Source organism: Sphingomonas sp. CCH9-F2, assembly GCF_001556735.1.
GTDB lineage: Bacteria > Pseudomonadota > Alphaproteobacteria > Sphingomonadales > Sphingomonadaceae > Sphingomonas > Sphingomonas ginsenosidimutans.
Map to the genome: position 1 here is coordinate 1 of NZ_LSJO01000276.1, position 14,033 is coordinate 14,033.

Consider the following 14,033-nt stretch of genomic DNA (forward strand, 5'->3'; position numbering starts at 1 on the left):
GGGGCGGGGGCCGCCGGATCGCCGCCCCCGGCCGATGGGCCGCCCGTCATCGCGTCAGCCGCCGTGGACCGGCGCGCCCCAGCCGCCCCAGACGTAGATGGTGACGAACAGGAACAGCCACACCACGTCGACGAAATGCCAGTACCAGGCGGCGGCCTCGAACCCGAAATGCTGCTTCGGGGTGAATTCGCCCTGATAGGCGCGGATCAGATTGACGATCAGGAAGATCGTGCCGACCAGCACGTGGAACCCGTGGAAGCCCGTCGCCATGAAGAACGCCGCGCCATAGTTGATGCCCTTGAACGGGAACGGGGCGTGCATGTATTCATAGGCCTGGATCGAGCTGAAGATCAGGCCCAGCGCCACCGTCAGCCACAGCCCCTTGAGCACGCCGTCGCGATCGCCCACGCCCAGCAGGCCCCAGAAGCCGCGCTTCTCGCCGCCGCGCTGGTTGTGGATCAGCGCATGGTGCGCCCAGGTGATGGTGGTGCCCGACGTCAGCAGGATCAGCGTGTTGAGCAGCGGCAGCTCGAACGCATTGATGACGGTCAGCCCCTTGGGCGGCCATTGCGCGGCGATCGCGGCGGCCCCCTCGGCGGCGCGTTCCACCTGACCGTCGACGAACTGCATCGCGGTGGGGAACAGCGCGAAATCGAAGAACGCCCAGAACCAGCCGACGAAGAACATCACTTCGGAGGCGATGAACAGGATCATGCCGTAGCGGAAATGCAGCTGGACCACCGGGGTATGATCGCCGGCATGCGCCTCGCGGATCACCTGGTGCCACCAGCCGTACATGCAGAACAGCACGAAGGCGAGGCCGATCAGGAAGACCCAGCCGCCGCCGACCGCGGAATGCATGTACATGATGCCGCCCGTCGCCAGCACCAGCGCGGCCAGCGAGCTGAGCAGCGGCCACGGGCTGGGTGGCAGGATGTGGTAGTCGTGGTTCTTCGCGCCAGCCATGCGTGGCTCTCCCCGTTTATACGCCTGTTGGACCCGCTCTAGCTTGCCGTTTTGGCAGAATCCACCGGGTAAAAGGTGTAGCTGAGCGTGATCGTCTCGACATCGCGGGTGTCGGGATCGGTCAGGATCTTCGGATCGACGAAGAAGATCACCGGCATCCGCTGCGTCTCGCCCGGTTTCAGCGTCTGCTGCGTGAAGCAGAAACACTGGATCTTGGTGAAATATTTGCCCGCGATCGCGGGGGTGACGTTGTAGGTGGCGGTGCCGGTCACGGCTTGCGCGCCGCGGTTGGTGGCGGTGAAGAACGCCATGTCGCGCGCACCGATCTCGACCGTTTCCTGCTCCTGCTCGGGCACGAAGCGCCACGGCAGCTTGGGGCTGGTGTTGGCGTCGAACGCGATCGTGATCGGGCGATGGACGCTGCCCGGCGCGGCCAGCCCGCGGTTGGTGGTGCCGTTCAGCCCGGTCGCCTGGCAGAACAGCCGGTAGAGCGGCACGCTGGCGAAGGCGAGCCCGGTCATGAAGCAGACGCCCAGTACCGCGAGCACGACGGTGCGCGTGGTGCGCGCCTTCGCGCCCCGGGCGCCGTCGCCGCGCATCAGTGCGCCATTCCCTGGCGGATCTTGGCGATGGTGATGAAGAAGATCAGCACCACGAACGCGCCGAGCAACAATGCCAGCACGATCGCGCGTCCCTTCTGCCGGCGGCGGATCAGATCGTCGTCGTCAGGAATCATGCCACCCACCGGTCGGCGACCAGCGCGCCGAAGATCACGAACAGATACAGGATCGAGAAAGCGAACAGCCGCTTTTCCCACGCCATCGGCCGCCCCGCGCGAGTCGCCCCCGCCGCGACCAGCGCCGCCAGCACGCCGAACGCGGCGGTCATCGCGACCGCGACGACGCCGTACACCGCGCCGGTCAGCCCCAGCGGCCAGGGCGCGATCGCCACCGCCGCCATCGGGATCGTATACAGGCCGATCTGCCGCCGCGTCGCCGCCTCCCCCGCCACGACGGGCAGCATCGGCACGCCGGCATTGGCGTAGTCGGTCTTCACGAACAGCGCGAGCGCCCAGAAATGCGGCGGCGTCCACAGAAAGACGAGCGCGAACAGCAGGAACGGCAGCAACGCGACCTGCCCCGTCGCCGCCGCCCAGCCGATCAGCGGCGGGAACGCCCCGGCCGCGCCGCCGATGACGATGTTCTGCGGCGTCCGCCGCTTCAGCCAGACGGTGTAGATGAGGACGTAGAACAGGATCGACACGGTCAGGATCGCCGCGGCCGCCAGATTGACCGCCAGCCCCATCAGGATCACCGAAAAGGCGCCCAGCCCGACACCGAAATGCAGCGCCGACTGCCGCTCCATCCGCCCGGCGGGCAACGGGCGCTGCGCGGTGCGCTTCATCACCGCGTCCAGATCGGCTTCATACCATTGGTTGAGCGCGCCCGCCGCGCCCGCGCCCAGCGCGATGCACAGGATCGCGGTGAAGCCCAGCACCGGATCGACCGCGACCGGCGCGGCCAGCATCCCGCACAGCCCGGTGAAGACGACCAGCGTCATCACCCGCGGCTTGGTCAGCGCCAGGAAATCGCGCCAGTCGGCCGGCGGCAGGAGGGGGGCAGCGGTGCTCATGACGGTCACCACCACCCCCTACCGTGCGGCGGGGCGCGAGGAAAGCCTTACAGGAAGCCGAGATTCCAGGTCGAGGCGTCGTAATTGCCGATGTTCGGCAGGACGGTGCGCAGGTCCGACGCGGACACGCCGAACCAGGTCGCCATCGTCGCGGCATATTGATCGACCGAGGTGGTGGGGATCAGCCGCCCCTGCCCGACGTCATCGTTGGTGTTGGCGCCGACATCGGGCGCGCGGCCGTACAGCCGCCGGCCCTTCACCGCGCCGCCCATCACGAAATGCATCCCGCCCCAGCCATGGTCGGATCCGTCGCCGTTGCTGGTCAGCGTGCGGCCGAAGTCGGAGGCGGTGAAGCTGGTTACCTTGTCGGCGACGCCCATCGCCACGGTGGTGTCGTAAAAGGCGCGCATCGCCGCGGCGACGCGCCCCATCAAGACCGGATGCTGCGTCAGCAGGTTGTCGTGCAGGTCGAACCCGCCCATCCCGACGAAGAACACCTGCCGCGACAGCCCCAGTTCGCTGGAGACGGAGATCATCCGCGCCACCATCCGCAGCTGATCGGCCAGCGAATTGCCGCTGGGAAACAACGGAAAATTGCCCGCCGGCGCGCCGCCGAGCGCGGCCGAGACCTGCGCATAGGTATCCAGCGCGCGCTTGCTGACGCGGGCATGTTCGTCGGCGAGCAGCGCGCCGTTGCTCTTCGTCATCAACTCGCGCAGCGTCGTCGCCGCGGTGGTCGACCCGTACATCGTCTTGCTGTTGCTCAGCAGCGCGACCGGGCCGCCGGTACCGACCGCATATTGCACCGCCTGGCGCCCGGTCAGGTACACCGCATTGCCGCCGGTGTTGATGCACGTCAGCGCCGATCCGCCGTTGCCGGCCTGCATCAGGTCGCCGATCCGCCCGCCCCAGCCGCTCTGCGCGCCTTCGGGGCTGGACGCCTGGAAATAGCTGCTCTGGTCGTTGTGGCTGAACAGCTTGGGCGGCACCGGCGCGCTACGGGCGTTATACTGCGCCTTGGTGATCGGCTGCACCAGCGTGCCGACGTTCATCACCGGCGCGACCACGCCCTTCGCGAACAGATCGGCCAGCGGCGCCAGCGACGGCGCCATCGCATATTGCCGCCCGCCGGCCAGCGCGACATCGGGCACCAGCGGCGACAGCGCATCGCGCGACAGCGCCAGCGCGGCGCGTGTCTGCGCATAGGCCGCGTAGCTGCCCTGGTCATAGGGGATCAGCGTGTTGCCGTAATCGTTGCCGCCGTGCAGGAAGACGCAGACCAGCGCCTTGTATCCCGATCCGGTCGCGGCCGCGGCCTCGCCGATCGCGCCCAGCGTGTTGACGAACGGGGCGGCGGTGCCCGCCATTCCCAATAGCGCGGCGCGGCGCAGGAAGGCGCGGCGCGATTCGTCGTGATGGATGTGCATCGTCGCGGCCCTTTTAGCGAAGCGTCAGATAGTCGGGGGATGCCAGCGTCAGCATGATCGCGATGCCGACGCGGTTGATCGCGGCGTTGGTGGCAGTGGTGGCGACGCTGTCGACCGCGGCGCGGATCGACGCGACCGTCGCGCTGGACAGCTGGCCCGCGGCGAGCAGCACATTCACCTCGTCCACCAGCGCGGCGCTGTCGCCCGCCTTGGTCAGGATCGCGGTGTAATCGGCCTTCACGTCGCCGATGCCGTTGGCGACCAGCGAATACATGAAGTTGACGTAGCCGACGACGCTCTGTTCGTTGGTGATCTGGAACTCCGGCGCGACCAGCCCGGCGCTGGCCAGCGCGGTGGCGGGCGGGATGTAGCCGGGGCGGTAGAAGTTGAAGACCGACGGCGCGCGCCCGATCCCCTGCCCCAGCCGCGACGTGCCCGACGTCGTGTCGCCGATCGCCCAGGCGTTCGACGGCGAGGTGGCGCCGAACGCGCGCGCCCAGCCGGTCAGCCGCTCCACCGGGGTGCGCAGCCGCCCGGCCTGCGCCCTGGTCAGCGCCGCGCTGCCGCGCGCCTCGCTGTCGAGCAGCACCGCGCGCACCACCGCCGCCAGATCGCCGCGCACCTGCTTGCCATTGTCGGCGAACACCGCCGCGACGCGCGCGACATAGGCGGGGCTGGGATTGCTGGTCACCAGCCGCTGGATCAGCAGCTTGCCGATGAATGGCGGCACGTTGGGATGCGCGAAGATCGTGTCGAGCGCGGCATTGACCGCCCCCATGCCGTCCGCGCCGTTGATCGACGCGCCCAGCACGGTCGAGGTGCCGCTTTCATGCAGCGACGCCGTCATCACCAGCGGCAGGCGCATCCGGTCGGGGCTGGAATTGTCGTTGTTCGCCAGTTGCAGCCCGGTAAACACGCGCGCCAGCTGCGTTACGTCGGCCTGGGTATAGGTGTCGATCGGCGCGCCGTTCGACGTCTGCTGCGTGCCGTCATTGTTCAGCCGGTATAGGCCCAGCGTGAACAGCTGCATCAGTTCGCGGGCGTAATTCTCGTCCGGCATCGCGCCCGTGCGCGCGTCCGCCTTCCGGTTGTTCAGATAGGTGAGGTAATAGGCCATCGCCGCGCTGGTCGTCACCGCGCCCAGCAGCGTGCGGTAATTGCCGAACGCATTGTCGGCCAGCACGTCCATATAGGCCGCCATCAGGAACGGGCGCCATTGCGCGTTCAGCCCGTCGATCCCGACGACCAGGATGTCGAGCAGCGCGGTCGTCACGCGCTGGCGCAGCTGGTCGGGGGCGCCGATCAGCTGGCTCCACACCATCGCGTCGAAGCCGGCATAGCTGTTGCTGTTGGCCGCGACGTTATAGCCGCCCGCGACCAGCCAGCCCCAATAGCTGGTCGGGCGCGCCATCGCGATCTGATCGTCGATCCAGCCGGCATATCCGCGCGACACGACCTTGTCGATTTCCGCACGGGTCGCGCCCATCGACGACTGCGCCAGAAACCGGCTGGCCTCCGCGGCGGTCGGCGGCGCGGGCGGGGCGACCGTGACGGGCGTCGGCGCAGGCGTGGACGAGCCGGCCGGGGTGGCGGATGTGCCGGCCTGTTCCGAGCCGCAGGCGGCCAGGAACAGCGCCGATGCCAGCGCCCCGTTCCGGCCCCACGCCGCGTCGCCCGTCCCGTCGCGCGTCGGGACGTCGTGTGCGTCCGCCAGCGCCGATGCCGGCGCCGCGCCTTCCCCGTCGATCATCATGCCCTACCCCGCGCGCAGGCCACCCCCCTGGGTGCCGCGCCGGGACGACATGTACCGCGCGCTTCCTTTACGAATCGGAAAGCGCGTTCCTCAACCCGGGTAATCCGGCTTGATTACCAATGGTTTTACCGCATTTTAGCCGTCACGGGCGCACCCGCGCCAGCCAGTCGAGCAGCAGGCGATTGACCTCCTCCGGGCGTTCCTGCTGCGTCCAGTGGCCGCATCCCTCCAGCAGATGCCCCTCCACGTTCGGGACGTGCGGGCGCATCGCCGCGATCGGATCGGCCAGCGCGCCGAACAAATTGGTCGCCGGATCCTTCGTGCCGCCGATGAACAGCGCGGGCTGCTCGATCCGCCGGTCCTTGAACGGCTGCGCCCAGGCCCAGTCGCGTTCGTGGTTGCGATAGCGGTTGAGCGGGCCGCGCAGCCCGGACGCCTCGAACTCCGCGACGTAATAATCGAGATCGGCATCGTCCAGCCACGCCGGGAACACCGCCGGGTCGACCATCCCCTCCAGCAGGGTCGCGCCTGCGGGCTTCTCCGGCCAGGTGCCCGGCGGGGCATCGCCGGAAATGGCGTAATAGAAACTGCGCAGGAAGCGGCGCACGTCGGCCTCCGCCTCCGCCTCTGCCGGGCCGGGTTGCTGGAACCATTCCTGGTAGAAGAAGCGGCCCTTGTCGGTGAAGGCGGCGCGGAACGATTCGGTGAACGGGCGCGACGGCACACCGACGAACGGCACCGACAGCGCCGCGACCGCCGAGAAACGATCGGGCCGAGACAGCGCGCTGTTCCACACGATCGGCGCCCCCCAGTCATGCCCCAGAAGGATCGCGGGCGCGCCGGGTTGCAGCGCATCGGCCACCCCGGCGACGTCGGCGGTGATCGCCTCCAGCGTGTAATCCTCGACCGCCGGGGGCTTGTCCGACCCGCCATAGCCGCGCACGTCGATCGCCGCGGCGGTGAAGCCGGCCTGCGCCACCGGACCGATCTGGTGCCGCCAGGAATACCAGCTTTCGGGAAAACCGTGGACCATGATGACCAGCGGCCCTTCGCCCTCCACCGCGACGCGCAGGCGCAAGGTGCCGGTGTCGACCATCCGCAATGCGGGCATCATCCTCTCCTTCGGTAGCTGTAATCGTAGAGCTGACAGGTGAAGCCCAGCCGCCGGTAGAGCGCAAGTGCCGCGGCATTGTCGCGCGCCACCTGCAGCGCGATCCGCACCGCGCCGGCGACGGTCGCGCGATCGACCAGCGCGGCGACGCACGCGCCCGCCAGCCCGCGTCCGCGCCAGTCGGGGTCGGTCGCCACCGCCTCGATGATCGCGATGCCGTCGGTCAGCGCGGCGAAGGCGACCGCGCGGGTCGCGCCATCGACCGCGGCGGACGCGAACCACGCGGGCGCGCGGAGCCAGGCGAGCGGTTCCAGGTGATCCTCGGCGCCCGCCCCCGCCACCAGCGACAGGCGCCGGCGCGCCGCGCGCCATGCCGGGGTGGGTGCGGGGTCGATCGCGATCCGCGTGGCGCGCATGGCAGGCGGGGCGGGCATGGCGCCGGGCACCAGCGCGAGCGTGGTCGAGGCGCCCTCCGCCGCCGCGAAGCCCGCATCGTCCAGCGCGCGCGTCGGCGGATCGATCAGCGTCGGCAGCCGGACGATCGCCGGCAGCCCGGCATCGCGATAGGCGGCGACGATCGCCGCCAGCCCGGGCGGGTCCAGCGTCGCCCCGGGCGACAGCGGCGAGGCGGAATTGATCCGCCGCGTCCCGCCCCCCGATCGCGCCACCGCCCAGCCGTGGAGCACGTCCGTCGTGCGCGCGGGCCAGGCCGCGGCGCAGGCACGCTCGACCCGCCAGCACAGCGTCGCATGGTCGTCCATCGCGCGATCGTGGCGCGCGCCGGCGCGATCGGCAAGCGTCAGGGGTAAGCGGCCGGCAGCCAGTTGCGCGTCACGATCACCTGATCGCCGACCTTCGCATGGGCGTACAGGATGCGGGCGAACGGGGTCGGCACGCCGATGCAGCCGTGTGTCACCCAATCCTCCTCCACCGCGCTGCCGTGGATCGCCACCCCGCCCCAGGTCAGTCGCAACATGTACGGCATCGGCGCGCCGCCATAGGTGCTGGAATAATGATCGGCATGTTTCTGCAGGATCGGGAAGCGACCGGTCGGCGTCGGCTGTTCCGGCGGGCCGATGACGATGTAGGACCGGCCGATCTCCACCCCGGCGCGATAGACGTAGAGCCGCCGCTTGGCGAGATCGACGACGATCCGCGTCGGGCCGGCGGGCACTTCGTCGGTGTCCCACACATAGTCGCCGGGGCCTAGCGGCTGGCCGACGTCCAGCACGGTGTGGACATCGGGCGCCGGCTCCCCCCGCCGCGGCGCCGCCAGCCCCGCGGCGGGGGCGAGCAGCAGGAAGACGGCGAACAGGCAGCGGAGCGCGCGGGACATGGCGTCGATGCTGGCCCCGCGTCGGCGCGGTTTCCAGCGCCCGATTCGGGACGTCCCGTTACGGGACGGGGGCGGCGCGGTGGGTCACGCGAAGACGCGAAGACCCGACGGTAAAAAGAGGGGGTGGTTCGCGCAGGAACGCGGAGACGCACAGATGTTTCGATGACCCCGCGAAGCGGCCCACCACAGATGGTGCTGAGGCAAGGTGACCCTTCGGGTCAGGCGAACCCTCTCTGCGTCTCCGCGTCTCTGCGCGAGTCGCACTTCCTTCTGGCGCCGTGAAATGATGCGCCGGCCGCTCTGCCAGCCCCGTAAAAAAAGGCCCGGAAGCGGGTGCTTCCGGGCCTTGGTCTTCCGATCAGTCGATCTTCGGCAGGGTTTCGAACTGGTGGAACGGCGGCGGGCTGGACAGCGTCCATTCCAGCGTCGTCGCACCGTCGCCCCAGGGGTTGTCGGGTGCCTTCTTGCCCGCGATCAGCGACCAGATGATGTTGACGAAGAAGATCGCCATGCCCGCGGCCATGATCATGTAGCCGATCGTGGCGACATTGTTCCAGTGCGCGAAGGCGTCCGGATAATCCGGGTAGCGGCGCGGCATGCCCTGCAGGCCCAGGAAGTGCATCGGGAAGAACAACAGGTTCACGCCGACGAAGAACACCCAGAAGTGCAGCTGGCCCAGCAGCTCCGAATACATCCGCCCGGACATCTTCGGGAACCAGTAATAGAAGCCAGCGAACAGCGAGAACACCGCGCCCAGCGAAAGCACGTAGTGGAAGTGCGCCACCACGTAGTACGTGTCCTGCATGTAGTCGTCGACGCCGCCGTTGGCGAGGACGACGCCGGTCACGCCGCCGACGGTGAACATGAAGATGAAGCCGATCGCCCAGACCATCGGGGTCGGGAAGCGCAGGCTGCCGCCCCACATCGTCGCGATCCACGAGAAGATCTTGATGCCGGTCGGCACCGCGATCACCATCGTCGCGGCGGTGAAGTACATCTTCACGTTCACGCTCATGCCGGTCGTGAACATGTGGTGCGCCCACACGACGAAGCCGACCACGCCGATCGCGACCATGGCATAGGCCATGCCGAGATAGCCGAACACCGGCTTGCGGCTGAACGTCGCCACGATGTGGCTGATGATGCCGAAGCCCGGCAGGATCATGATGTACACTTCGGGGTGGCCGAAGAACCAGAACAGATGCTGGTACAGCACCGGATCGCCGCCGCCGGCGGGGTCGTAGAAGGTGGTGCCGAAATTACGGTCGGTCAGCAGCATCGTGATCGCCGCGGCCAGCACCGGCAGCGCCAGCAGCAGCAGGAACGCGGTGACCAGCACGGCCCAGGCGAACAGCGGCATCTTGTGCAGCGTCATGCCCGGCGCGCGCATGTTGAAGATGGTGGTGATGAAGTTGATCGCGCCCAGGATCGAGCTGACGCCCGCCAGGTGCAGCGACAGGATCGCCATGTCGACCGACGGCCCCGGCTCGCCATAGGTGGACAGCGGCGCATAGACGGTCCAGCCGGTGCCCGCACCGCCGAAGAACGGCGAGGCCAGCAGCAGCGTGAAGGCGGGGATCAGCAGCCAGAAGCTGATGTTGTTCATCCGCGGGAACGCCATGTCCGGCGCGCCGATCATGATCGGCACGAACCAGTTGCCGAATCCGCCGATCATCGCCGGCATTACCATGAAGAACACCATGATCAGGCCGTGCGCGGTGACCAGCACGTTCCACAGGTGCAGCGCCTGGTCGAACGACTGTTCGGTCCCGCCGTGCAGCATAGCGGCCCATTGCGGCAGATACTGAATGCCCGGATGCATCAGCTCGGCGCGCATCAGGCCGGAGATCGCACCGCCGATGATCCCCGCGACGATCGCGAAGATCAGGTACAGCGTGCCGATGTCCTTGTGGTTGGTGGACATGAACCAGCGCGCGAAGAAGCCGGGCTTGTGGTCGGCATCGGCGTCATGGTGGCCATGGTCGTGCGCCTGGAAGGCGGACGGGTGGAGCGCGGTGTCGGTCATGGTCTCAGCGTCCGGCTTCGCCGACGCCACCGGGGTTACCGGTCGCGCCCTGCGTGGAAGTGGGGGGAGTGTCGGTGCCGTTGACGGTCGGGCCGGCCATGTTGCCGGCGTCAGCCGCCTCGGTCATCACCGCCGCCGAATTGTCGGCGCCCGGCTGCGGGATCACCGCGTCCGACGGCTTGCCCGGCGCGGGCATCTTGCCGCCCTTGGCACGGACCCAGGCGGCGAATTCGGCGGGCGACACCGCCTCGACCGCGATCGGCATGAACGCATGGCGCGCGCCGCACAGCTCCGAACACTGGCCGAAGTAGAGGCCCGGCTTCTCGATCGTGAAGCTGGTCTCGTTCAGGCGGCCGGGGATCGCGTCCAGCTTGATCCAGAAGGCGGGGACCGCCCAGCTGTGGATCACGTCGTTGGCGGTGGTGATCAGCCGGATCGGGACACCCACCGGCAGGACGATGCGGTTGTCGGTCGCCATCAGCCGCGGGCCGTCGGCCGCGGTGCGCGCGCGCTCGCCGGGCGCGACCTGATTGGCTTCCTTCAGCATGTTGGCGGTGATCTCGATCCCGCCATGGTCGGGATATTGATAGCTCCAGAACCACTGGTTGCCGATCGCCTTGAGCGTCACGGCATTGGCCGGCGCGGGCTTGAACTGCGCCTGGAGCAGCCCGATCGAGGGCACCGCGATGGCGACCAGGATCAGCACCGGGGCCAGCGTCCACACGATCTCGATCGCGGTGTTGTGGCTGGTCTTCGACGGATTGGGGTTCGCGCCGGCGCGGAAGCGGATGACGACAACGACGAGCAGGATCAGGACGAAGATCGAGATGATCGTGATGAGCGGCAGCAGCACGCGATCGTGAAACCAGTGCGCGCGCAGCCCGTTCTTGGTGACCTGCGGCTGGATGCCCATCAGCCCGTCGGTGGGCTGGCCCAGCATCGGCTTGACCGTCATCGCCGGGGCGCCGTCCATCGCCAGCACCGGAGAGGCCGAGGCGGCATCGGCCTTTTGCACCGAACCGCCCGACGTGCCCTGATTCGCATCGGCGGGGCGCAGCCCGGTCGGCGCGGCGGTGGCGGCGGTGGCCGGCGAAGCGCCGATCGTCGCGGTGGGGGTCGTCGCAGCGGGGGCCGCTGGCGCCTGCGCGGTGGCGGCGCCCGCGAGCCCGGCAATCGCCAGGCTCGCCGCGAGCATCCATCCCTTGATCCCGGTTTTCAGCATTGTGTTATCGTCACCCCTGCTCGTGGCACGCGCGTCCGCGCGCCGGGCGTAGGACGCCCCTCCTGACCGGCCTATACGCAGACCACCCCCCTCCCTCAAGAGGGCGCGCGCATCCACCGCCGCGCGTTGCGCGTTGCACCCCCGTCGGCCGATCCCTAATGGAGCGCGGCAAGGAGGTTGCCGACCCGATGACCGAACAAGACGTCCTCGCCGAATTCCGTGCCGCCGATGCGCTGCTGGAGGGGCATTTCATCCTGTCGTCGGGACTGCGCAGCCCGCGCTACCTGCAATGCGCGCGCGTGCTGATGGACCCGCGCCGCGGCGCGCGGCTGTGCGAGGCGCTGGCCGCGCGCATCCCCGCCGAGTTGCGCGCGCGGATCAGCGCGGTCGTCTCCCCCGCGATGGGCGGGGTGATCGCCGGGCACGAAATGGCGCGCGCGCTGGGGGTGGAGGCAATGTTCGTCGAACGCCCCACCGGCACGTTCGAGCTGCGCCGCGGCTTCCGGCTGGAGCAGGGCCAGGACGTGCTGATGATGGAGGACGTCGTCACCACCGGGCTGTCCAGCCGGGAGGCGATCAAGGCGATCGAGGCGGCGGGCGGGCGCGTGATCGCGGGCGCCGCGCTGGTCGACCGGTCGAACGGGACGGCCGACATCGGGGTGCCGTTCTTCCCGCTGATCCGGCTGGACGTTCCGACCTACGAGGCGGACGCGGTGCCGCCGGAGCTGGCGGCGATCCCGGCGATCAAGCCGGGCAGCCGGGCGGCGGCGTGATGGCGGGGGATACCGCCCCGCTGCGGCTGGGGGTCAACATCGACCATGTCGCCACGGTGCGCAACGCACGCGGCGGCGGCCTGCCCGATCCGGTGCGCGCCGCGCTGCTGGCGGCCGCGGCGGGGGCGGACGGCATCACCGCGCACCTGCGCGAGGATCGCCGCCACATCACCGATGCGGATATCGAGCGGCTGTCGACCGGCCTCGCCATCCCGCTCAACCTGGAGATGGCGGCAACCGAAGAGATGCTGGCGATCGCGCTGCGCCACCGCCCGCACGCCGCCTGCATCGTCCCCGAAAAGCGTGAGGAGCGCACCACCGAGGGCGGGATCGACGCCGCAGGCCAGCACAATCGGTTGGCGCCGATGGTGCGCGAACTGGCCGATGCGGGCATCCGCGTGTCGCTGTTCATCGAACCCGACCCGCGGCAGATCGCGGCGGCGGTGTCGCTGGGCGCGCCGGTGGTCGAGCTGCACACCGGCCGCTACGCCGAACTGGCGGGCGAGGAACAGGTGGCCGAGCTGCGCCGGCTGGCGGACGCCGCGGCGCTGGCGGCGAAGAACGGGATCGAGGTGCACGCCGGCCACGGCCTGACGTTCGACAATGTCGTCCCCGTCGCCGCGATCCCGCAGGTGCGCGAGCTGAACATCGGCCATTTCCTGATCGGCGAGGCGATCTTCGTCGGGCTGGAGGCGAGCGTCGCGCGGATGAAGACGCTGATGGACAGCGCGCGGTAATGATCGTCGGGCTGGGTTCCGACCTGTGCAACATCGAGCGCATCCAGGCCTCGCTCGACCGGTTCGGCGCGCGGTTCGAGGCGCGGGTGTTCACCGACGTGGAACGCGCCAAGGCAGGCCGGCGACCCTATACCCGCGCCGGCACCTACGCCAAGCGGTTCGCCGCGAAGGAGGCGTTTTCCAAGGCGGTCGGCACCGGGTTCAAGCGCGGCGTGTTCATGAAGGACATCGGCGTCGTCAACGCGCCGTCGGGGGCGCCGACGCTGGCGCTGACCGGCGGGGCGAAGGCGCGGCTGGACGCGATGATCCCCGCCGGGCACGCGGCGCGCATCCATCTGACGTTGACCGACGACCACCCCTGGGCGCAGGCGTTCGTCATCATCGAGGCGATTCCGCTTCCCCCCGCAGGAGCCGAGTAGTTTATGGCCGAGGAGATCGCGTTGACCGGCGAACCGCCCGCCGCCCCGCCGGTTGACAACACCCCGGCAGACCACGCGCCCGCCCCCCGGTTCGACTGGTGGGCGGAGGCCAAGGGGCTGTTCTGGCTGATCCTGGCGGTGCTGGGCTTCCACAGCTTCATCGCCAAGCCGTTCTACATCCCCAGCGAATCGATGCTGCCGGGGCTGATGGTCGGCGACCGGCTGGTGGTGTCGAAGTTCGCCTATGGCTGGTCGTTCGTGTCGCCGACCATCCCCAATCCGGTCGCGATCGTCGAGGACGTGGTGTTCCACCGCCCGGTCGACGGCTGGTCGGTGCAGCTGCCCTTCATCCACGGCCGGCTGTGGGGGCGGATGCCCGATCGCGGCGACGTGGTGATCGTCACCCCGCCGGGGCAGACCAGCGACTATATCAAGCGGGTGATTGGCCTGCCGGGCGAAACGCTCGCGGTGCGCGGCGGCACCGTCTACATCAACGGGCGCGCGATCGCGCGCGGGCCGATGCACTATCGCGAGCTGCCGGTGGACGCCAATGCCACGTGCGACCCGCTGCAATACGGCCCGGCGCGCACCGTGTTTCCCGACGGCAGACTCGTCTGCCGTCGGGAAACAC

Annotated in this window: 15 protein-coding genes; 4 read left to right on the forward strand and 11 right to left on the reverse strand. The window is 69.2% G+C overall.

Annotated features, from left to right (window positions below):
• Positions 1-54: 54 nt before the first annotated feature.
• The 11 genes from AX685_RS08180 to coxB form a co-directional block, all read right to left on the reverse strand.
• Entirely contained in the window at positions 55-966 is a 912-nt protein-coding gene (locus AX685_RS08180) for a cytochrome c oxidase subunit 3 (protein ID WP_066487396.1), read from the reverse strand.
• A 38-nt stretch (positions 967-1,004) separates the two neighbouring features.
• A complete protein-coding gene (locus tag AX685_RS08185; protein ID WP_066487398.1) occupies positions 1,005-1,565 on the reverse strand; it encodes a cytochrome c oxidase assembly protein in 561 nt (186 codons plus the stop codon).
• Positions 1,565-1,702: a hypothetical protein gene (locus tag AX685_RS22450; protein WP_169803565.1), complete on the reverse strand. Its 138-nt coding sequence runs from the start codon at positions 1,700-1,702 to the stop codon at positions 1,565-1,567. Before AX685_RS22450 ends, AX685_RS08185 begins: the two co-directional genes overlap by 1 nt.
• Positions 1,699-2,598 (reverse strand): heme o synthase, encoded by a 900-nt coding sequence (locus AX685_RS08190; RefSeq protein ID WP_066487409.1) that lies wholly within the window; start codon positions 2,596-2,598, stop codon positions 1,699-1,701. The genes AX685_RS22450 and AX685_RS08190 overlap by 4 nt, the downstream gene beginning before the upstream one ends.
• 47 nt (positions 2,599-2,645) lie before the next feature.
• The gene (locus tag AX685_RS08195; protein ID WP_066487400.1) at positions 2,646-4,025 is read right to left on the reverse strand and encodes a DUF1501 domain-containing protein; all 1,380 of its coding nucleotides are present in this window, start codon (positions 4,023-4,025) and stop codon (positions 2,646-2,648) included.
• 13 nt (positions 4,026-4,038) lie between these two features.
• Positions 4,039-5,778 carry a DUF1800 domain-containing protein gene (locus AX685_RS08200; RefSeq protein ID WP_082740714.1) on the reverse strand — a complete coding sequence of 580 codons (1,740 nt, stop codon included), beginning with the start codon at positions 5,776-5,778 and terminating at the stop codon, positions 4,039-4,041.
• A 142-nt stretch (positions 5,779-5,920) separates the two neighbouring features.
• Entirely contained in the window at positions 5,921-6,889 is a 969-nt protein-coding gene (locus AX685_RS08205) for an alpha/beta fold hydrolase (protein WP_066487415.1), read from the reverse strand.
• Positions 6,889-7,650: a GNAT family N-acetyltransferase gene (locus AX685_RS08210; protein ID WP_066487402.1), complete on the reverse strand. Its 762-nt coding sequence runs from the start codon at positions 7,648-7,650 to the stop codon at positions 6,889-6,891. The genes AX685_RS08205 and AX685_RS08210 overlap by 1 nt, the downstream gene beginning before the upstream one ends.
• Before the next feature lie 38 nt (positions 7,651-7,688).
• Positions 7,689-8,225, reverse strand: coding sequence for a L,D-transpeptidase family protein (locus AX685_RS08215; RefSeq protein ID WP_082740716.1), 537 nt, complete (start codon positions 8,223-8,225; stop codon positions 7,689-7,691).
• 358 nt (positions 8,226-8,583) lie between these two features.
• Positions 8,584-10,251, reverse strand: coding sequence for a cytochrome c oxidase subunit I (gene ctaD, locus AX685_RS08220; RefSeq protein WP_066487421.1), 1,668 nt, complete (start codon positions 10,249-10,251; stop codon positions 8,584-8,586).
• A 4-nt stretch (positions 10,252-10,255) separates the two neighbouring features.
• A complete protein-coding gene (gene coxB / locus AX685_RS08225) occupies positions 10,256-11,473 on the reverse strand; it encodes a cytochrome c oxidase subunit II (protein ID WP_066487403.1) in 1,218 nt (405 codons plus the stop codon).
• Between the two features lie 188 nt (positions 11,474-11,661).
• Here coxB and pyrE point away from each other — a divergent pair, with 188 nt between their 5' ends.
• The 4 genes from pyrE to lepB all read left to right on the forward strand — a co-directional run.
• Positions 11,662-12,246: an orotate phosphoribosyltransferase gene (pyrE, locus tag AX685_RS08230; RefSeq protein WP_066487423.1), complete on the forward strand. Its 585-nt coding sequence runs from the start codon at positions 11,662-11,664 to the stop codon at positions 12,244-12,246.
• A complete protein-coding gene (locus tag AX685_RS08235; RefSeq protein ID WP_066487405.1) occupies positions 12,246-12,983 on the forward strand; it encodes a pyridoxine 5'-phosphate synthase in 738 nt (245 codons plus the stop codon). Before pyrE ends, AX685_RS08235 begins: the two co-directional genes overlap by 1 nt.
• A complete protein-coding gene (gene acpS, locus AX685_RS08240) occupies positions 12,983-13,402 on the forward strand; it encodes a holo-ACP synthase (RefSeq protein WP_066487407.1) in 420 nt (139 codons plus the stop codon). Before AX685_RS08235 ends, acpS begins: the two co-directional genes overlap by 1 nt.
• Before the next feature lie 3 nt (positions 13,403-13,405).
• The coding region (lepB, locus tag AX685_RS08245) for a signal peptidase I (protein WP_082740718.1) at positions 13,406-14,033 on the forward strand (628 nt) is incomplete at its 3' end.

Excerpts from the sequence above, each read along its gene's own strand:
- AX685_RS08200 (WP_082740714.1), bottom strand. The coding sequence starts at position 5,778 with ATGATGATCGACGGGGAAGGCGCGGCGCCGGCATCGGCGCTGGCGGAC.
- AX685_RS08235 (WP_066487405.1), top strand. The coding sequence starts at position 12,246 with ATGGCGGGGGATACCGCCCCGCTGCGGCTGGGGGTCAACATCGACCAT.
- AX685_RS08185 (WP_066487398.1), bottom strand. The coding sequence starts at position 1,565 with ATGCGCGGCGACGGCGCCCGGGGCGCGAAGGCGCGCACCACGCGCACC.
- AX685_RS08195 (WP_066487400.1), bottom strand. The coding sequence starts at position 4,025 with ATGCACATCCATCACGACGAATCGCGCCGCGCCTTCCTGCGCCGCGCC.
- AX685_RS08190 (WP_066487409.1), bottom strand. The coding sequence starts at position 2,598 with ATGAGCACCGCTGCCCCCCTCCTGCCGCCGGCCGACTGGCGCGATTTC.
- AX685_RS08210 (WP_066487402.1), bottom strand. The coding sequence starts at position 7,650 with ATGGACGACCATGCGACGCTGTGCTGGCGGGTCGAGCGTGCCTGCGCC.
- AX685_RS08215 (WP_082740716.1), bottom strand. The coding sequence starts at position 8,225 with ATGTCCCGCGCGCTCCGCTGCCTGTTCGCCGTCTTCCTGCTGCTCGCC.
- AX685_RS08205 (WP_066487415.1), bottom strand. The coding sequence starts at position 6,889 with ATGCCCGCATTGCGGATGGTCGACACCGGCACCTTGCGCCTGCGCGTC.
- coxB (WP_066487403.1), bottom strand. The coding sequence starts at position 11,473 with ATGCTGAAAACCGGGATCAAGGGATGGATGCTCGCGGCGAGCCTGGCG.
- acpS (WP_066487407.1), top strand. The coding sequence starts at position 12,983 with ATGATCGTCGGGCTGGGTTCCGACCTGTGCAACATCGAGCGCATCCAG.
- ctaD (WP_066487421.1), bottom strand. The coding sequence starts at position 10,251 with ATGACCGACACCGCGCTCCACCCGTCCGCCTTCCAGGCGCACGACCAT.
- pyrE (WP_066487423.1), top strand. The coding sequence starts at position 11,662 with ATGACCGAACAAGACGTCCTCGCCGAATTCCGTGCCGCCGATGCGCTG.
- AX685_RS08180 (WP_066487396.1), bottom strand. The coding sequence starts at position 966 with ATGGCTGGCGCGAAGAACCACGACTACCACATCCTGCCACCCAGCCCG.
- AX685_RS22450 (WP_169803565.1), bottom strand. The coding sequence starts at position 1,702 with ATGATTCCTGACGACGACGATCTGATCCGCCGCCGGCAGAAGGGACGC.